The organism is Streptomyces sp. NPDC088910, assembly GCF_044749865.1.
In the GTDB taxonomy this organism is placed as follows: domain Bacteria; phylum Actinomycetota; class Actinomycetes; order Streptomycetales; family Streptomycetaceae; genus Actinacidiphila.
The window spans coordinates 647,502-663,156 of the sequence record NZ_JBIVIV010000002.1; the positions used below are offsets into that span (position 1 = coordinate 647,502).

General features: G+C 73.7%; 14 protein-coding genes. 5 read left to right on the forward strand and 9 right to left on the reverse strand.

Annotated elements, in window-relative coordinates; translation table 11 throughout:
• Nucleotides 1-133 precede the first annotated feature (133 nt).
• Nucleotides 134-580 carry a DUF1772 domain-containing protein gene (locus ACIP4Z_RS07385; RefSeq protein ID WP_355339867.1) on the reverse strand — a complete coding sequence of 149 codons (447 nt, stop codon included), beginning with the start codon at nt 578-580 and terminating at the stop codon, nt 134-136.
• Nucleotides 581-677: 97 nt separating this feature from the next.
• Here ACIP4Z_RS07385 and ACIP4Z_RS07390 point away from each other — a divergent pair, with 97 nt between their 5' ends.
• Entirely contained in the window at nt 678-1,256 is a 579-nt protein-coding gene (locus tag ACIP4Z_RS07390) for a WHG domain-containing protein (protein WP_391041751.1), read from the forward strand.
• 39 nt (nt 1,257-1,295) lie between these two features.
• On the opposite strand, the gene ACIP4Z_RS07395 is transcribed toward ACIP4Z_RS07390, so the two are convergent.
• The 3 genes from ACIP4Z_RS07395 to ACIP4Z_RS07405 are packed head-to-tail and all read right to left on the reverse strand — an operon-like array spanning nt 1,296 to nt 2,574.
• Nucleotides 1,296-1,517 (reverse strand): DUF397 domain-containing protein, encoded by a 222-nt coding sequence (locus ACIP4Z_RS07395; RefSeq protein ID WP_401305685.1) that lies wholly within the window; start codon nt 1,515-1,517, stop codon nt 1,296-1,298.
• Between the two features lie 20 nt (nt 1,518-1,537).
• Entirely contained in the window at nt 1,538-1,759 is a 222-nt protein-coding gene (locus ACIP4Z_RS07400) for a DUF397 domain-containing protein (protein ID WP_401305687.1), read from the reverse strand.
• A 2-nt stretch (nt 1,760-1,761) separates the two neighbouring features.
• On the reverse strand, nt 1,762-2,574 hold the full coding sequence (locus ACIP4Z_RS07405) for a helix-turn-helix domain-containing protein (protein WP_401305689.1): 813 nt from the start codon (nt 2,572-2,574) through the stop codon (nt 1,762-1,764).
• Between the two features lie 229 nt (nt 2,575-2,803).
• Between ACIP4Z_RS07405 and ACIP4Z_RS07410 the strand changes: the two genes are divergently transcribed.
• Entirely contained in the window at nt 2,804-3,310 is a 507-nt protein-coding gene (locus ACIP4Z_RS07410) for an ATP-binding protein (protein ID WP_401305691.1), read from the forward strand.
• A 480-nt stretch (nt 3,311-3,790) separates the two neighbouring features.
• Entirely contained in the window at nt 3,791-4,291 is a 501-nt protein-coding gene (locus ACIP4Z_RS07415) for a GNAT family N-acetyltransferase (RefSeq protein ID WP_401305693.1), read from the forward strand.
• Between the two features lie 428 nt (nt 4,292-4,719).
• Here ACIP4Z_RS07415 and ACIP4Z_RS07420 read toward each other — a convergent pair whose 3' ends face one another.
• Both ACIP4Z_RS07420 and ACIP4Z_RS07425 read right to left on the reverse strand, forming a co-directional pair.
• Nucleotides 4,720-5,535 carry an ABC transporter permease gene (locus tag ACIP4Z_RS07420; RefSeq protein WP_391041743.1) on the reverse strand — a complete coding sequence of 272 codons (816 nt, stop codon included), beginning with the start codon at nt 5,533-5,535 and terminating at the stop codon, nt 4,720-4,722.
• Nucleotides 5,532-6,473, reverse strand: coding sequence for an ABC transporter ATP-binding protein (locus ACIP4Z_RS07425; protein ID WP_401305695.1), 942 nt, complete (start codon nt 6,471-6,473; stop codon nt 5,532-5,534). Before ACIP4Z_RS07425 ends, ACIP4Z_RS07420 begins: the two co-directional genes overlap by 4 nt.
• A gap of 155 nt (nt 6,474-6,628) precedes the next feature.
• On the opposite strand from ACIP4Z_RS07425, the gene ACIP4Z_RS07430 reads away from it, so the two are divergent.
• Both ACIP4Z_RS07430 and ACIP4Z_RS07435 read left to right on the forward strand, forming a co-directional pair.
• The gene (locus tag ACIP4Z_RS07430; RefSeq protein ID WP_401305697.1) at nt 6,629-8,041 is read left to right on the forward strand and encodes a sensor histidine kinase; all 1,413 of its coding nucleotides are present in this window, start codon (nt 6,629-6,631) and stop codon (nt 8,039-8,041) included.
• Nucleotides 8,038-8,745 carry a response regulator gene (locus ACIP4Z_RS07435; RefSeq protein WP_401305699.1) on the forward strand — a complete coding sequence of 236 codons (708 nt, stop codon included), beginning with the start codon at nt 8,038-8,040 and terminating at the stop codon, nt 8,743-8,745. The genes ACIP4Z_RS07430 and ACIP4Z_RS07435 overlap by 4 nt, the downstream gene beginning before the upstream one ends.
• A gap of 115 nt (nt 8,746-8,860) precedes the next feature.
• Here ACIP4Z_RS07435 and ACIP4Z_RS07440 read toward each other — a convergent pair whose 3' ends face one another.
• The 3 genes from ACIP4Z_RS07440 to ACIP4Z_RS07450 all read right to left on the reverse strand — a co-directional run bounded on the left by ACIP4Z_RS07440 (nt 8,861) and on the right by ACIP4Z_RS07450 (nt 15,354).
• Nucleotides 8,861-9,673, reverse strand: coding sequence for a maleylpyruvate isomerase family mycothiol-dependent enzyme (locus ACIP4Z_RS07440; protein WP_401305701.1), 813 nt, complete (start codon nt 9,671-9,673; stop codon nt 8,861-8,863).
• Nucleotides 9,674-9,788: 115 nt separating this feature from the next.
• Entirely contained in the window at nt 9,789-11,144 is a 1,356-nt protein-coding gene (locus ACIP4Z_RS07445) for a M1 family metallopeptidase (protein WP_401305703.1), read from the reverse strand.
• A gap of 133 nt (nt 11,145-11,277) precedes the next feature.
• Complete coding sequence (locus ACIP4Z_RS07450; protein ID WP_401305705.1) at nt 11,278-15,354, reverse strand: Pls/PosA family non-ribosomal peptide synthetase; 4,077 nt, start codon at nt 15,352-15,354, stop codon at nt 11,278-11,280.
• Nucleotides 15,355-15,655 lie beyond the last annotated feature (301 nt).

The window sequence follows — 15,655 nt, forward strand, 5'->3', positions numbered from 1 at the left end:
CGCCCCCCGCGTCTGCGGGGATGCCCCCAAGGGCCTGTCGTACGCCAACGGCGGCGTCCGCTGCTCCCCGCGCACGCGGGGACGGGCGGGATTCGGCGCGCGCAAGCGCCCGGGCGGGGGCGGGGCGGCCCGGTCAGAGGAGGGCGGCGGCCAGGAAGGCGAAGGCGGCGATGATGACGGCGACGCGGACGTAGTGAAAGCGGTCCCAGCGATTCATCTGCTGCTTCCAGTCGGCGGGCCGATTCTCGGGGGTCCAGGTCTTGCTCTGGTTGTTGATGGGGACGAGCAGCAGGATCGACATGATCACGCTGACGATCAGCAGCGCGGCACCGGTGATGACGAGGCCGACACCGTCGTGGTGCCGTCCGGCGACGGCCCAGACGGCGGCGAGGACGAGCGAGCCGATGTACCAGAACGGCATCACGGCGCCGAGCATGCGACCCCCGTGGGCGCGGGCGAGCTGGCCGCTGTCGTCGGGCAGCGCGTTGAAGATCGGGTTCATGACGAAGGCGACGGAGAACTCCACCCCCACCATCACGCCGACGACCACGGTGGTGATGACCTCAAGTGCGTTGAGCATGGTGACCCTCCCGGAGATCAGGATCTAGCGTTGCTAGCCGTTGGTTCAACGCTAGACCTGCTACCGCTCGATTGTCTAGCGGTGCTAGAATCGAGTCATGTCGGTACAGGAACGCAAGGAGCGCGAACGGGCGGGCCGCGAACGCCTCATCGTGGCCACGGCCCGCGAACTCGCCGAGCGCCAGGGCTGGGACGCGGTCACCACGCGCCGCCTCGCCGAGCGCATCGAGTACAGCCAGCCCGTCCTCTACAGCCACTTCCGGGGGAAGCGCGAGATCATCGGCGCCGTCGCCCTCCAGGGCGCCGCCGAGATGGCCGTGGCGATACGGGCCGCGACCTCCGCCGTGGACGACCCGCGCGCCCGGGTCACCACCCTCGCCCGCACCTACCTGGACTTCGCCGAACGCAACCCGGCGGTCTACGACGCCATGTTCAACCTCGACGGCGGCCTCGCCTTCGCGCACGAGGACACGCCGGAGCCGCTGAAGGACGCCTTCGCCGCTCTGCTGGAGACCCTTGGCGAGGTGGCCGGGGACGGCGTCCACCCGGGGCTGTTCACCGAGCTGTTCTGGGCGTCCCTGCACGGACTCGCCACCCTGACCCGTGCCGGGCGGCTCCCGCCGGGGGACACCGAACGCAGAACCGAGCTGCTGGTCGACCGCCTCGCCGTCCTCTGACGCCCCGGCCCCGCCCCCACCCCGCGTCGGGGCGGACCGCTAGACGGTGGGGAGTTGGCCGGACTTCACGGCGTCGATGAAGGCGGACCAGGAGGCGGTGGGGAAGGTGAGGGCGGGGCCGTGGGGGTCTTTGCTGTCGCGTACGGGGACGGTGCCGGGGAAGTTGTCGGCGACCTCGACGCAACTGTTCGGGTCCGAGTTGCCGCTGTAGGACGACTTGCGCCACGCGGCGGCGCTGAGATTCAGTCCGGTGCTTGGCATGATCACTGGTCCTCGGACGTTCAGGCGGTGGGGAGTTGGCCGGACTTCACGGCGTCGATGAAGGCGGACCAGGCGTCGGGGGAGAAGGTGAGGGCGGGGCCGTGGGGGTCTTTGGAGTCGCGTACGGGGACGGTGCCGGGGAAGTTGTCGGCGACCTCGACGCAACTGTCCGGCTCCGCCCCGCCGCTGTAGGACGACTTGCGCCACGCGGCGGCGCTCAGATTCAGTCCGGTGCTCTGCATGACTAGTGGTCCTCCAGTGCGGATCGGAGTATGTCCAAGGACTCGGTGGGCGACAGCGCGGAGTCCCGAAGTCGATCGTAGGACAAGCGCAGGTGGTCCACCTCCTCCGTTTCCTCTACGAGGTGGCCGGTCCAACTGCTCTCCACGTAGGCGACCGTCCGCCCGCTGGGGAGCCAGAGAAGCTGAAGCGGACTGGTCAGGAGGTTGTGCAGTCCGACGGAGAACGGCACCACTTGCAGAACGATGTTCGGCTGTTCGGCGGCCGACAGCAGACGCTCCAACTGCTCGGTCCACACGCCCGCGTCACGGGGTGGCCTTCGAAGGACCGACTCGTCAAGCAAGCCCCGGTAGTTCAGTGGCTTCGCATCGATGAGACGGTCCTGCCGGGCGATGCGGGCGGTGACCTGTTGCGTCAGCAACTCTTCGCTCTTCGGCCCGCGCGTGCGCAGCAGCGCCTCGGCGTATCCAGGGGTCTGTAGGAGTCCGGGAACCGTGCTGACGGCGAACTCCTGGATGCTCGTCGCCTCCGCCTCCAAGTCCACAAAGCCCTGGAACCGGCTCTGCCCCGCCTCGCGCTTGGCGGCACGCCACAACTTGCTGAGCAGGTCACCGGTTCCGTACAGCCGGTCGAGCGCGTCGATGGCGTCGAGGGAGCCGAGCCGGACGCCCTTCTCCAGGCGTTGGAGATACGACGGGTCGTACTTGGAACGATCGGCGAGTTCGGCCAGCGTCCAACCGGCGCGCTCCCGCTGTCTGGTGAGTTCGGCCGCGAGCATCGCGCGTGGGCTGAGTTCGTCCTCGGCTCCGTCGATCATCCGAGCGCCCGTTCCTTTCGCCTTGCCTCCGTCGTGGGCAACGAGCCTGTGGCCAGCGCCGATTGGCGGCTCCGCCTGCGGGTTTCGCGGCGGCGGCCACGTACCCGGGCCCGTACCCCTTGCTGTTCGCGGGGTCAACGGCCGACCCCTGGCGATCGTATGGCTCCCGCCTCACGCTTGTGTACGGAAAGTGAGAATTCGATCACGCACGGAGAGACGGTAAGGCGCTATGTCGGGAGTTGCCGTAGAGGCGAAGGGCGGTGGCGCGCCGCCGCCCCCGCAGCCGTACACCGATCCACAAGAGCTGTGGCCCCCAACGGCGTTGGGAGTACGGCGCGCCCGTCACTCGCTGATGCGAACCCTTGCCGCGTGGCGGGCCGAACGCGACGTGGCCGAGGCCGCCTGCCTCGTCCTCGCCGAACTCGCCGCCAACGCACAGCGCCACGGGCACGTTCCCGGCAAGCAGTTCGGCGTCAGCGCCCATCGGCTCGCCGACGGCCTGCTCCTCGAAGTCCACGACGCCGCCGGCGGTTCCTTACCCGTCCTCCTCGACGCCCCCACCCCTGATCTTGCCGCCGAACGCGGGCGCGGGCTCCTCCTCGTGGACGCCGTCACCCACGGCCGCTGGGGTGTCGCCCCGCGCGTCGGCGCCCCCGGCAAGGTCGTCTGGGCCCTCGTCCCCGCCCCTGCGCCTGCGCCGTGGGGCGACTCTGCGGTGCCGGGCCCCGCCCGCTGAGTCCCCGCCGCATCCTCGGCCCTACCCTGTACGCGGGCGGCCTCCTCGCGACGCGGTGCGCCGCCTCTGCCCGACCCTCTGCACCTGATTCAACCCGGGCTCTGCGCCCGGCAACTCCGCACGTCAGCGAGCCAGTTCCCCGCGTACGCGGGGATGACCCCAGCTAGCAGCCGACACTGGGAGGAAACCCATACAGTTCCCCGCGTACGCGGGGATGACCCCCGCACGCGGGCCAGCGGCCGGGGCGCGTCCTGCCGCTCCCCGCGTACGCGGGGATGACCGCTCGTCGGGACTCACCGACGCTGGAGGGGGCGTAGGGCCTCCCGTTTCTCCGACCGGGCGGTGCGGGGCGTACGGCGGGAGCTGCGGTCGCGGACGGAGCGGGGGCACGTCGGAAGGCTCGACTGCGTGCGTCGAGGCCGCTGACGTTCGATACGGGGTGGGTGCGGACGAAAGGGCGCCCCGTGTGATGCTGGCGGCATGAGTGATCAACCTGAGGTCGCCGTCGTCCGGTGGCCGGATCAGGCACCTTCGGCCGGTGACGGGCTGGCCGGGCTGCTGGCGGCCTACCACCTGCGGACCGAGGCCGAGAAGGGGGAGCCGGTCGCGGGGGTGGAGGGGCTGCCGGATCGGTACCGGGCGGAGATCACCGACCCTCGGAGCGCGTTCGCCGACGATGTCGTGCTGGTGGCGCTCGTGCGGGACGCCGCCGTGGGCTGCGTGGTGGTGACGCGTCCGGACCACGGGCACTCCGAGGTCAAGAGGCTCTGGACCGAAGCCGAGTTCCGTGGCCGGGGCGTCGCGTCCGCCCTGCTCGGCGCGGCGTTCGCGCAGGCGGCGGAGAACGGCGCGGATACGGTCCGGCTCTCGGTGTGGAAGTGGCGGACCGGGGCCATCGCGCTGTACGAACGGCTCGGCTTCACCGTCACCGACTCGTGGGACGAGCGGGAGCAACTGGTCTGCATGCGGCGCGCCTTGTGAACGGTCGCCGTCATCTACTGACGGCCGCGCCATCGCGTATCGCGCGGCGACGGCACGGCGCGTCGTGACCCCGCGTCAGCCGGGACGGCGGCTGCCGAGGCGCGCGTCGCCCAGGGCCCCCGCCCGCTCCACGAACCTCGTGACGACCTCAGCCGCTCCCCGCCCACGCCGTAGGGGCGGGTCACTCGCCTCAGCTCTACGCTGTACGCGGACCACGCGGGGATGACCCCTGCTGTGACCGCACGTCGTAGACAGTCTGGTGCTGCCCCCGCGCACGCGGGGATGACCCCGGGCGCCGCCGCGACGGCCCACCGTCGCCGACCTCGCCCCGCCGCCCCGGCGCGCCCCCCGCCCCGGCCCGCGCCCCCGTCCGGGCGCGCCCCCCGACGGCGAGGGCAAGGCGAAGCGCAGCCCCCGCCGGGGCGGCGTTATTGGTCGCGGCGGGGGACCGTCAGGAGGACGAGGAGGGCGGGGGCGGCGGCCCAGGCGGCGAAGGTGAGCCAGGCGCCGGGGATGGTGGAGGGGTAGGGGGCGTGGAGGATGGCGATGGGGAGGGTGAGGCGGTACCAGGCGTTGAAGGGGAGCGCGTGGGTGAGGGTGGCGCTGAGGTGGGTGCGGTCGGTGATGGAGACGGGGAGGATGAAGGCGAGAAGGAACAGCGTGACCATGGTGGCGACGCTGTGGCGGATGACGGCGCCGAGGCCGAGGCCGATGAGGGCGCCGAGCGGGGCGAGGACGGCGGAGGCGGCGGTGATGCGGAGGGCGACGGGGTCGGTGAGGGGGACGCCGGTGTAACGGCCGTACAAAATGGCCGCGTCGCACCAGACGGAGGCGGCGACGGTGAGGACGCCGAAGACGGCGGCGACCGCCGTGACGACCAGGACCTTGGCGGTCATGACCTCCCGGCGGGCGGGGACGGCGCAGAATGTCGTACGGAGCAGGCCGGTGGTCTGTTCGCTGAGGATCGCGATGGCGCCCACCGCGCCCATGGCCAGCAGGACCCAGGCGGCGGCGGGACGGCTGAACGCCTCTTGCAGGGCGCCGTGCGCGGTGAACGGGGGCGGCCCTGAGTGCCAGTGCGCGCGGGCGGCGCGCGCGGCGTTGGCGTTCACGCCGACCGCGGCCAGGGCGCTGAGCAGCACGAACCACGGGATGGACCGCAGCGACCACAGTTTGATCCACTCCGCCGCCAGCAAGTCCCAGAAGCGGGGCGCGGGTTCGAGAAGGCCGGATTCCGTACTCATGACCGCTCTCCCGACTCCGCCGCGTACTCCACGCTCGTACCTGTCAGTTCCATGAACGCCTGCTCCAACGAGCCGTTCCGCGTCGTCAGTTGGTGGACGAGGATGCCGCGCTCCACGGCGATCCCCGCGATCCGTACGGCGTCCATCCCGGAGCCTTCGGCAGCCGTCACCGTGAGCAGGCCGTCCGGCGCCTGCGTCACCCGGGCGCCCGCTCGCGTGAGCGCGGTCACCAGCCCCGCCGGGTCGTCGGCGCGGACCTCGACGACCTGCCCGCGCTGCCGCGCGCCGCGCGCGGCGAAGGCGGAAACGCTCTCGTCGGCGAGGAGTCGACCCCGGCCGAGGACGACGAGCCGGTCGGCGGTGTGCTCCATCTCCGTCATGAGGTGGCTGCTGACGAAGACGGTGCGGCCCTCGGCGGCCAGCCGTCTGAACAGCGCCCGGACGAAGAGCACGCCCTCGGGGTCGAGCCCGTTCAGCGGCTCGTCGAAGAGCAGCACGGGCGGATCGCCGAGCAACGCGCCCGCGATGCCGAGCCGTTGCCGCATGCCGAGCGAGAAACCGCCGATGCGCCGGCCGGCGGCGTCGCCGAGCCCGACCTCGCGCAGGACGGTGTCGATCCGGCCGCGGGGAACGGCGTTGCTGCGGGCCAGGAAGCGGAGATGGTCGTACGCGGTGCGCCCGCCGTGCGCGTCGCCCGCGTCGAGCAGCGCGCCGACGTGGCGCAGGCCCCGGCGGCGGGTACGGAAGTCGTGGCCGTTGATCGTCGCGGTGCCGCCAGTGGGGGCGTGCAGGCCGACGAGCATCCGCAAAGTGGTGCTCTTGCCCGAGCCGTTGGGGCCGAGGAAGCCGGTGACGTGGCCGGGGCGGACGGTGAAGGACAGGTCGTTGACGGCGGTGGTCCGGCCGTAGCGCTTGGTGAGATGGCTGACTTCGATCACGGGACCACGCTGCCGTCCGGAGCGGCGCGGGGTCATCGGCCGCCGGAGGACGTCCCCCGGTCCGCCGGTCGCGGAACGGTCCGCCCCGCCGTACGCCCACGGGCTTACGTCCCCGGGTGAATGCCCAGGTGGGGGACGGTCGTTACGCTCGGAGCATGGACCTGGGCAGGGAGCTGAGCATGGACTTCACCCACTCACCGCTCAAACGCCTCTCCCGCGTACGGCCGGGTACGTGGATGGCGCTGATCTGGTTCGCGGTCACCGCGTACACCGTCTTCGAGCAGACGCAGACCCGCGGCCTCAGCGTGCTCGACCTGAGCCTCGGCAACCAGTTGGACGAAGTCCTCGCGGCCGTCCTCGTCCTGGCCGCCGCGCGCCGCGAGCGCCGCCCGCTCCCCGCCCTGTGCCTGCTGCTCACCGGGACCGTCTGCTCGGTGTTGGCCATGGCGGTGGGGGACATCCCGCTGTTGCAGTTCCTCGCGGTGGACGTGGCGGTCTGCTATCTGGCGGCGACGCAGCCGCTGCGCACGTCGGCGACGGCGGGCGTGCTGGCGCTGGCCACGCTGGTCGGCTACTCGGGCGGTCGCGCGCTGCTCGGCTACGAGACCGACGCGACGACGACGCTGACGGCCGCGCTCACGACGGCGATCGTGTGGCTGGTCGGCAACGCGGTGTGGCAGCGCCACGCGCACGCGGAGGCGTTGCGCGCGGAGGCGACGGGACGGGCCATCACGTCCGAACGCCTGCGGATCGCACGGGAGTTGCACGACATGGTCGCGCACACCATCGGGATCGTCGCGCTCCAGGCCGGTGCGGCGCGGCAGGTCTTCGACACTCAGCCGGACCGCGCCCGCGCCGCGCTCGGCGAGATCGAGACGGCGGGGCGGGAGACGCTGACCGGGCTGCGCCGCATGCTCGGCGCCCTGCGCGAGGCGGACGGGAACGGCGCGGACGGGAACGGCGCGGACGCGAACGGCGCGGACGCGAACAGCGCGCAGGGGAACGGCTCTGCCGGGACGGGCGCGACCGGGCGCGGCGCACACGCGGGCGGAGACGGTACGCGCGAGGCCGTACGGGCCGCCCCCGCGCCGGGAATCGCCGACGTGCCCCGGCTCGCCGAGACCACGACCGCCGCGGGCGTACGCGTGGACGTGACCTGGTCCGGCGTACGGCGCCAACTCCCGCCGGAGATCGAGCTGTCGGCGTACCGCATCGTCCAGGAGGCGGTGACGAACGTCGTACGGCACGCGGGCGCGCGGTCCTGCGCGGTGACCATCGACTTCCGCGCGGCGGAGCTGGCCGTCGAGGTCAGCAACCCGGGCGCGGACCCGGAGCCGCACCCGGCGCGTACGACGACGCACGGCGTACGGGCCCCGACCCGCGGCGGCTACGGCATCGTCGGCATGCGCGAGCGCGTCGGACTGCTGCACGGCGACTTCTCGGCGCAGCCGCGCCCGGACGGCGGCTTCCGCGTGACGGCCCGGCTGCCGGTGCCACCCCAGGAGGCCCAACCAGCTTCCGAAGCGGGGACGTTCACGTGTATGCCGGTCACGGAGCCCGTCCGATGACCGTCGACGCCGCCGGACCTGCGGTCCCCGTGCGCGTCCTCCTCGTCGACGACCAGCCCCTCGTCCGCGCCTCCCTCGACATGATCATCACCGACGCGCCGGACCTCGCGGTGGTCGGCGAGGCGGGTACGGGCGCGGACGCCGTACGGCTGAGCGCCGAACTGCGGCCGGACGTCGTCGTCATGGACATCCGCATGCCCGGCATGGACGGCATCGAGGCGACGCGCCGGATCACCGAGGACCCGGTGTACGCGACCGCGGTCCCGCGCGTCCTCGTGCTGACGACCTTCGACCAGGACGACCACGTCTACGGGGCGTTGCGCGCGGGCGCGTCCGGGTTCCTGGTCAAGGACATGGCGCTGGACGACATCCTGGCCGCGATCCGCGTCGTGGCGGCGGGCGACGGCCTCATCGCCCCGGCCGTCACGCGCCGCCTGATCGCGCACTTCGCCCAACAGCCGCCGCCCGCGGGGCCGGTGGACGCACACGCTCCCGCGCGGCTGGCCGCCGTCACCGACCGCGAACGCCAGATCCTCACCCTCGTGGGCCTCGGCCGCGCCAACGCCGAGATCGCCGCCGAGCTCTTCATCAGCGGCGCGACCGTCAAGACGTACATCTCCCGCCTGCTCACGAAGCTGGACGCCCGCGACCGGGTCCAGCTGGTCATCATCGCGTACGAGTCGGGCCTCGTCGGCACGGCCTGAGCGCTGCCTGAACACGGAGTCGGCACCCCGGCTCAAAGACCCCGGCTCAAAGACCCCGGCCCAAAGACTCCGGTTCAAAGACCCCGGTTCAAGGCCCCGGCTCAGCGCCCCCGGCTCAGGGCGCCGTGAACAGCGTCGGGAAGCGCGGCGCGAGCCAGGGCCTGCGGCCCCAGGCCAGGATCGCGCCGCGCGCGAGCGCGCTCGTGGCGGTGCGGCGGCCGAGGGCGATGAGGAGGAAGGTGACGGGCTCGGTGACGATCGTGCAGTCGGGGCGGCGCGGCGGGGCGTCGGTCACGGCGAGGGCCCCGTCGGTGAAGGTGGCCGTGAAGCGGGGGCCGCCGCGCAGGCGGAGGTCGTAGCAGGCGGTGTGCCCGGCGGCGGTGCGGGGTTCGACGACGCGGGGCATGGCCGTCATGAGGAACGGGACGGTGAGCAGGGCCCGTTGGGGGCTGACCATGTGGGGGCGGCGAAGGGCCACGGCGATGTCGTAGCCGTGTCCGAGCATGTGGGCGAGCAGATACGCGCCGAGGTGGCCGAGGTCCATGGGGCCCATCGGGGTGGCCAGTTGGGCGCCCGGCTCCCTGGACGGCGCCGTGTCCGTGAACGCCCGCGCGTGCCGGACGATCCCGGCCGCCAGGATCGCCGGGTCGCGCTCGGTAAAGGCTTCCAGGGACGCGGTGTTGGCAGCGGCCAGGCCGCCCGGCGTCCCGTCGCCGTACGACCGCTCGCGCCCGGCGGCGAGGTCCGCCATCAGGGCGTTGGCCAGCATCAGATGCGCCGCCGCCTCCCCAACCGTCCACCGCGCGCCGGGAATCGGCACGGCCATGTCCGAGGGCGACCGCAGCAGCGCCGCGATCCGCTCGGCGACGGCCGGGACGGCCACGGACAGCGGCGAGTCCGCGCTGACCAGGGGGCTGGGTACCGTCATGGTGCAGAAGAGTGACCGAGCCCGCCGCTTCTGTCCAGGGTGCGCGTCGCGCGACGCGGCCCACGACCGCGGCTCCCTGCTCCCCGCCCGCGCCCGGCCCCCGGGCGGACACGCCCTAGAGCCGGGGCAGCGGCGTGCGGTGGACCCAGGCCGTGAAGAGCGGGTCGAGCGAGTCGGCGCTGTAGCGCGCCGCGTGCGCGGCGAGGTCGGCCGTGACCACCGTCGAGTGGCGGTTTATGGTCGTCCACGCCTTGAGCATCCGGAAGAACGCGCCCTCGCCGAGGGCCAGTCGCAGGGCGTGGACGGTGAGGCCGCCGCGCTGGTAGAGGCGGTCGTCGAACATCAGACGGCGTCCCGGGTCGCCCAGGCGCAGATCCTGCGGGAGCCGGGAGAGGCGGTCGTGGGCGGTGGCGGCGTGCGCGGCGGCGAGCGGGCCGCCGGTGTGCTCCGACCACAGCCACTCGGCGTATTTGGCGAAGCCCTCATTGAGCCAGATGTGCCGCCAGTCCCCGATGGACAGGCTGTTGCCGAACCACTGGTGGGCCAGCTCGTGGGAGACCAGCCGTTCCCAATGCCGCCTGCCGCCCAGGTGGTTGGTGCCGAAGGTGGCCATGCCCTGCGCCTCCACCGGCACGTCCAGCTCCTCGTCGGCGACGACCACCGCGTACTCGCCGAACGGATACGGACCGAAGACGTCCTCGAAGAAGTCCATCATGCGGGTCTGCCGCTCGAAGTCGACGGCGAATTCGCCGCGCAGCCCCGCCGGTACGTAACCGGTCTGCGGTACCGGGCGGCGCGGTGCGAACAGCGAGGCGCCGCCGGTGAGCTGGACCGTCTCGTAGCGGCCGATCGACACCGTCACCAGATAGCTGGACGTGGGCGCCGCCTGCTCGTAGACCCACGTGGTGCTGCTGGCCTTGGTGGTCCTGGACAGCAGCCGCCCGCCGACGACCACGGTGTACGCGGACGGCGCGGTGACCGCGATCTGGTACGACGCCTTGTCCGCGGGCCGGTCGTTGCACGGGTACCAGGACGGCGCGCCGACCGGCTGGCTCGCCACCAGCGCGCCGTCGGTCAGCTCCTCCCAGCCCAGGCCGCCCCACTGGCTGTTGATGGGCTGCGGGTTGCCGGTGTAGGCCACCTCGACGGTGAAGGCCGCGCCCGCCTCGACCGGCTTCGCGGGCCGTACGCGCAGCCGTCCCGCCCGGTGCGTGTAGTGCGCGGGCCGACCGTCGACCACGACCCGCTGGAGCCTGAAGTCGGCCAGGTCCAGGGCGAATTCACGCAGCGGCGCGCCGCCCGCGACCGCGCTGAGCCGCGCCGTGCCGCGCAGCCGGTTGGACGCGGGCCGGTAGTCCAGGGCCAGTTCGTACCGGTGGACGCCGTAACGGCTGTCGCCGTGCGCGGGGAAGTACGGGTCCGCCGCCCCCGGCCCGGCTGCTCGCTTCTGGCTCAACGGTTCCTCGCTCATCGTTCCCACCGGGCCGCACCCCCGTACGGCCTGGTCGTTCCCCCGGACGGGCCGGGCACACGTGCCGGCGCGCCGGCACGTGGCGCGCCGCCCGACGGACCGCGTCCGCCCCCGGCCGGCCGCGGACGACCTCTCACGCCTCGCCCCGCCGCGCGGGCGGCTCCTCCTCGAACCACACCTCGGCCGGATTCCCCAGCCAGCGGCTGTCCGCGGGGATGGACTCGGCGCGCATCACCAGGGACGCGGGCCCCAGGGTGCTGCGGGCGCCGATCTCGCTGCCGGGCAGCACGATGCCACCGGGACCGAGGGTCGCGCCCGTGCGGAGCACCACCGTATCCATGCGCATGATCCGGTCGTGGAAGAGGTGGGTCTGAAGGACGCAGCCGCGGTTGACGCTGACGCCGTCCTCCAGGGTGACGAGGTCGGCCTCGGGCAGCCAGTAGCTCTCGCACCACACGCCCCGGCCGATGTGCGCGCCGAGGCCGCGCAGCCACAGGCTCATCACGGCGGTGCCGGGCACCGCGCCGACCAGCCACGGCACGGCCAGCACCTCCACGAAGGTGTCGGCCAGCTCGTTGCGCCACACGAAACCGCTCCACAGCGGGCGCTCGACCGCCCGGAAGCGGCCCACGAGCAGCCACTTCGCGGCGATCGACACCAGCGCGGCGGCGCCGCCCGCGGCCAGCAGCACCGGCCCCGACAGCAGTGCGACCGCCAGGACGCCCGCGTCGCGGGCCAGCCGGGCCAGCACGGCCAGGACGAGTACGGCCAGCGCGGCGGAGGCCAGCACCGGCACCAGGCGGCAGACCTCGACCAGCCCGCGCGCCCACACCAGCCGTACCGGCGGCGCGTACGTCAGACTCTGGTCGGCGTCGTCAGCCGTGCGCGGCAGCCGTACCGGCGGCATGCCCAGGTACGAGCGGCCCTCCTTGGCCTTCTTCGGCGTCGCCGACAGCACCCCGACCAGGCCGCGGTCCGGGACGGCGCGCCCCGGCGCCGTCATCCCCGAATTGCCGAGGAACGCGCGCTCGCCGATCTCGGCCGCGCCGATCCGCAGCCAGCCGCCGCCGAGCTGGTAAGGGGCGACGAGGACGTCGTCGGCGAGGAACGCGCCGTCGCCGACGGTGGTGAGGCTCGGCATCGCCAGAACCGTGGAGACCTCGGCGCCGCTGCCGACCTTCATGCCGAGCGCCCGCAGCCACACGGGCGTGATCAGGCCCGCGTACAGCGGGAAGAGCTTGTCGCGGGCGGCGTCCATGAGCTGGATGACCGTCCAGGACTGCCAGCCGACGCGGCTGTGCAGCGGGTGCCAGCCGGGCCGCAGGCCCAGGCTCAGCAGCCGGACGGCGGCGATCAGCAGCGCCGCGTACACCAGCGCGAAGGCGAGGGTGGCGGGGACGAGCGCGATGAGCGCGCCCCGCGCGGCGGCGCCGAGACCGCTGTGGGCGGGCACCAGGCAGGCCGCGACGGCCAGCGCCGCGAGCCCGGCGATCAGCGGCAGCAGCGTCACGCCGACGCCGCTCGCGCCGTACGCCGCCGCCCAGCGGGCCCGGCGCGCGGGCCGCTGCTTGGGCCAGCGCCGCTCGGCCTTGCCGACCTTGACGGCGGGCGCGCCCGCCCAGCTCTGCCCGGTCGGCACCTGCCCGGTGACGCTGGACCCGGCCGTGATCTGCGCGCGCTTGCCGATCCTGGCGCCCGGCAGGAGTGTGCTGCGGGTGCCGACGACGGCGCCGGAGCCGACCTTCACCGGGCCGACCTCGAGCCGGTCGCCGTCCAGCCAGTACCCGGCGAGGTCGACCTCGGCCTCGACCGCGCAGCCCCGGCCGAGCTTGAGCATGCCGGTGACCGGCGGCAGCGAGTGCAGGTCCACGTCCGGGCCGATCCGCGCGCCGAGCGCCCGGCCGTACCGGATCAGCCAGGCCCCGGACAGCGAGGTCGCGCCGGTCGCCTCGGCCAGCCGCTCGGCCGCCCACAGCCGCAGGTGGACGCCGCCGCCGCGCGGATAGCTGCCGGGGGTCAGCCCGCGCAGCAGCAGCCGGGCACCGGCCGCGGCCAGCGCGAGGCGGCCGGGCGGGCTGAAGAGCAGGACGGCCCCGGCGGCGACCAGCCACCAGGACGCGGTGGGCGCCCACGGGTAGTGGCCGGTCCAGGCAAGGGTGTTGCCCAACGCCAGCAGCCCGGTCGTCCAGCGCAGCCCGGTCAGCGCGAACAGCGGCAGCAGCGCGAGCAGTTGGACGGCCTTGGCGCGGCCGGGCACCGGCGCGATCTCGCGGGCCGGGCGGTCGTCCCGTACGGAACGGTCCAGCATCCTGGCCAGTTTGCGCACGGTCGGCGCCTGGTAGATGTCGACGACGGCCACCGACGGGAAGCGGGTCCGCAGCAGCGTCGTGAGCTGGGCCGCGGCCAGACTGCCGCCGCCGATCGCGAAGAAGTCGTCGCGCGCCTCGACCACCGGCACACCGAGGACTTCGGTCCACTGCTCGGCGACCCACGCCTCGGTGCCGCGCAGCGGCTCGGCGGCCTCCTCGCCGGGCGCGGGGCCCGCCGACTCCGGCAGCGGCCAGGGCAGCGCGGCCCTGTCCACCTTCCCCGAGGTGCGGGTCGGCAGGCCGGGGACGGTCGCCAGCAGCGGTACGAGGGCGGCGGGCAGCTTCGTGGACAGCTCCGCGACGGCCGCGGCCCGGTCCCAGCCCTCGCCCGCCACCACGTAACCGACCAGCAGCTGATTGCCGCGCCTGGTCGTGCGTACGGCGGCGGCTGCCCCCGCCACGCCAGGCAGCGCCTGGAGCGCCGCGTCCACCTCGCCCAGCTCGATCCGGCGCCCGCCGAGCTTGACCTGCTCGTCGGCGCGGCCCAGGAACAGCAGCCCCTCGGGCTCGGCGCGTACGAGGTCGCCGCTGCGGTACGCGCGCGCCCAGCCCATCGACTCCAGCGGCGCGTACTTCTCCGCGTCCTTCTCGGCGTCGAGATACCGGGCCAGGCCGACGCCGCCGATGATGAGCTGGCCGCTGCCGCCCATCGGCACCGGCTCGCCCGCCTCGTCCACCACGGCCAGCTCCCAGCCGTCCAGCGGCAGCCCGATCCGTACCGGGCCCTCGCCCGTCAGCAGCGCCGCGCAGGCGACGACGGTGGCCTCGGTCGGGCCGTAGGTGTTCCAGACCTCGCGCCCCTCGGTGACCAGCCGCTCGACCAGCTCCGGCGGGCACGCCTCGCCGCCGAAGATCAGCAGCCGCACCTCGTTCAGCGCCCCGGCGGGCCACAGCGCGGCCAGCGTCGGCACCGTCGAGACCACCGTGATCTCCTGCTCGGCCAGCCACGGCCCGAGGTCGCTGCCGCCGCGCACCTGCGAGCGGGGGACCGGGACCAGGCAGGCGCCGTTGCGCCATGCCAGCCACATCTCCTCGCACGAGGCGTCGAAGGCCACCGACAGGCTCGCCATCACGCGGTCGCCGGGACCGATCGGCTCGTCCTGGAGGAACAGCGCGGCCTCGGCGTCCACGAACGCCGCCGCGTTGCGGTGCGTGACCGCGACGCCCTTGGGGCGGCCGGTCGAGCCCGAGGTGAAGATGATCCAGGCGTCGTCGTCGGGGGAGGGGCGGCGCGGGGCTTTCGACGCGGGCGTGTCGTTCGGCGCGTGACGGGTGCCGGTCAGGGTGGTGGCGTGACGGGTGCCGGTCACGGTGGTGGCGTGAGGAGTGCCGGGGCGGGCGGTGGCGTGAGGGGTGCCGGTCGGCGCGTGAGGTGCGCCGGTCAGGGTGAGGGCGCGGTCCGCGCCCAGTACGGCGGCCACCCGCGCCTCGCCGAAGACCAGCTCGGCCCGCTCGTCCGGGTCCTCGGCGTCCACCGGGACGTAGGCGGCGCCCGCCGCGAGCACGGCCAGGATGCTGACGTACAGGTCGTTGCTGCCCGAGGGCACCCGCACGCCGACCCGGTCGCCCGGCCTGATCCCGGCCGCAGCGAGCCCGCGCCGCAGCGTGTCGACCTCGGCGGCCAGCGCGCGGTACGTCAGCGCGGTGCGCCCGTCGTCCAGCGCGGGCTCCTGCGGGTGCGCGAGGACGGTCGCGTCGAGCACGTCCAGCAGCGTCCGCGCCCCGGCGGCCGTACCTCCCGCGAAGTGGGCGTGCGGAACGCTCGGCCGTTCGGCCGTGTCCAGCACTCCCAGCAGCAGGTCCACATCCCGCAGCGGGTCGCTCTCCACGCTCAGATCCATGCGCTCCTCGTCCCTCGTCCCCCGTCCGGGGGCCCGGCACCCTGCTCAGGCGTACAAAGCAAGACAAGCCGACCAATCTTACGGGCGGCCTTTCCGCGCCGCCTCCCGAGCGACCCCGCGCCCACCCGCGTTTCGAACGCGTTTCCGCCCCCTCTCGCGCCCCCTCTGACCTGCGCGGCGACCGTCCCTTCCACCCCGCCCGCCGACGCCCGGCCGGCGCGGCCGAACGTGCCGCAACACACACGAGGAGCCGCGAAGAGATGGCCGCGCGATGTCATCGCGGCGAACGTGCGGTGTACGG